We start from the raw sequence: 1,040 nt of genomic DNA, 5'->3' as shown, positions 1-1,040 counted from the left end.
AACCCATCAATAAAGAGGTCTCTGTGGTTTCGCCTCTGACGCAAGAGTCGACCACCAATGAAACCACGCAATAACGACAGTGACCTTGTTGCCTGGCTTAAGCTGAGTTGCTTGCCAGGCATCGGTGGGGTCAAAATGAATAAGCTGCTCGCCAAAGATACGCCTCGCAATATCATCAGTTCCTCTTCTGATCAGCTCTATCAATTGGGTTTGACGAACAAACAGCTGCAAGCTTGGGCTTCGGTCGATAAAGAGGTCGATGCTTGTTTAACGTGGCTAGCCACTTCTACAAATCATCACATTCTGACGCTGGCCGATCCTTTATATCCCCCTTTACTCAAGCAAGTTGTCGCTCCGCCTCCGTTGTTATTTGTTGAGGGGAATCCTACCTTTTTATCGCAACCACAAATTGCCATGGTGGGCAGCCGGAACGCCAGTTTTGATGGTTTACACCATGCACGTCAATTTGCAGCAGAGTTGGCTCAACAAGAATTGATTGTCACTAGCGGCTTAGCGCTTGGGATTGATGGCCATGCTCATGATGGTGCGCTACAAGCGGGTGGTAAGACGATAGCTGTGCTGGGGTCTGGTTTAGAACATATTTATCCTGCTCGTCATCGTGGCTTAGCGCAGCGAGTAGCAGAGAATGGCGCACTGGTTTCTGAGTTTCGCCCCAATGCCAAGCCTCGCGCAGAAAACTTTCCGCGTCGAAACCGTATTATTAGCGGCTTATCGTTAGGTGTGTTAGTGGTGGAAGCGGCCGAGAAAAGTGGCTCGCTTATTACCGCGCGTTATGCCCTTGAGCAAGGGCGAGAAGTGTTTGCGCTGCCGGCCTCAATTAATGCTCGCAATGCTAGTGGTGGTAACCAATTGATTCGCAACGGTGCCTGCCTCGTAGAGAAAACCCAAGATATCCTCGATGAAATACAGTCTTTACTCGATTGGTCTGTTAATCAAAGTATCGATTTATTTTCTACGCTAAATGATGAAGAAGAATTGCCATTTCCTCAGCTGTTAGCTAACGTAGGAAGTGAAGCTAC

The 1,040-nt window shown here is 48.5% G+C and carries 1 protein-coding gene; it reads left to right on the top strand.

What is annotated here, in order from left to right; translation table 11 throughout:
* Positions 1-57 precede the first annotated feature (57 nt).
* On the top strand, positions 58-1,040 hold a 983-nt coding region (gene dprA / locus R7035_RS25990; RefSeq protein ID WP_318146418.1), incomplete at its 3' end, for a DNA-processing protein DprA.

The organism is Vibrio sp. 1731, from assembly GCF_033339955.1.
GTDB classification, from domain to species: Bacteria; Pseudomonadota; Gammaproteobacteria; order Enterobacterales; family Vibrionaceae; genus Vibrio; species Vibrio alginolyticus.
The sequence above is the reverse complement of the archived record's forward strand: the minus strand, read 5'-3'. Positions and strand labels throughout refer to the sequence as shown.